The following is a 1,089-nucleotide window of genomic DNA, read 5'->3' as shown; positions in this document are numbered from 1 at the left end:
TTCAAGCTTACGATACACAGTTGAGGTCGAGATGGCAAGCTTTTTAGCGATGTGTGTCAAAGCTTCACGATTAAGTAAGAGTTGAACTGTTTTCTACTTCACTAATTCAGAAATCTGACAGTTCTTCTGGACAAGGGATGTCTCTGAAACAGTCACTTTATGGCAGTCTTTGCATTGGAATTTTCTCTTTTTCAAACGAATCAGACTGGGAAGTCCACTAATCTCAATAAAAGGAATCTTAGAAGGCTTTTGAAAGTCGTATTTGATTTGTTTTCCTTGGCAATGGCAACACTTAGGAGGAGTGTAATCAAGCGTAGTTTGCACCTCAATATGTATCTCGTGTTGAAAAACTTTAGTTAAAGTGATATTTTTATCTTTAATTCCGATTAATTCTGTAGTATGATAGAGTTGTCTCATATGATTCTTTCTATTTATGGTTTGGTCGCTTTAAATTTTAAGTCATATGGGACTTTTTGTATACTCAAAAGCTCCGTAACTTCTTAGCAGGATTTTACCCACTACAGAAATTATAGAGCCTAAAAAAGGCTATTAAGCCTTTTTTTGTTTACCTTTTTAGAAGAATAAGAGCAATAAAAAACCTCCAGAAATTGTACTGATCCCAAAAAGTTGGACAAATAATTATTGAAAGGATTTAGTTCTGTACTGCACAGGGCTAAGTCATTTTAGTTTGACTTTAATCCGTTTGTTATTGTAATAGTCAATGTAAGTAATAATAGCTTGTTCCAGCTTGTCAAGCGACTTAAGAGTCTTTTCATAACCGTAAAACATCTCAGATTTTAAGATGCTAAAGAAAGACTCTATCATCCCATTATCTGGGCTATTCTCTTTCCTAGACATGTACGGACGGATTCCCTTGGATGTCAAAAAATCATGATAAGACTGATGTTGATATTGCCAACCTTGGTCACTATGAAGAATCGTATCATCATAATGGTCATCTGGAAAAGCTTGTGTTAACATTCGTTTGATTTGTTCCAAATTAGGCGAAGTTGATAACTGATAAGCGATGATGTCACTATTATAACCATCTAAAACTGGTGATAAGTATAATTTTTGAGAGCTGGCTGT

At 34.7% G+C, this 1,089-nt stretch carries 1 protein-coding gene and 1 pseudogene; both read right to left on the bottom strand.

From position 1 onward, the window contains the following. Positions 1-417: pseudogene (locus HMPREF0819_RS08460) on the bottom strand (transposase family protein); the annotation flags it as partial. 261 nt (positions 418-678) lie between these two features. Beyond that, a partial coding sequence (locus tag HMPREF0819_RS08455; RefSeq protein ID WP_003067967.1) for a DDE-type integrase/transposase/recombinase occupies positions 679-1,089 on the bottom strand: 411 nt, incomplete at its 5' end.

Source organism: Streptococcus equinus ATCC 9812 (assembly GCF_000187265.1).
Lineage (GTDB): Bacteria > Bacillota > Bacilli > Lactobacillales > Streptococcaceae > Streptococcus > Streptococcus equinus.
The sequence above is the reverse complement of the archived record's forward strand: the minus strand, read 5'-3'. Positions and strand labels throughout refer to the sequence as shown.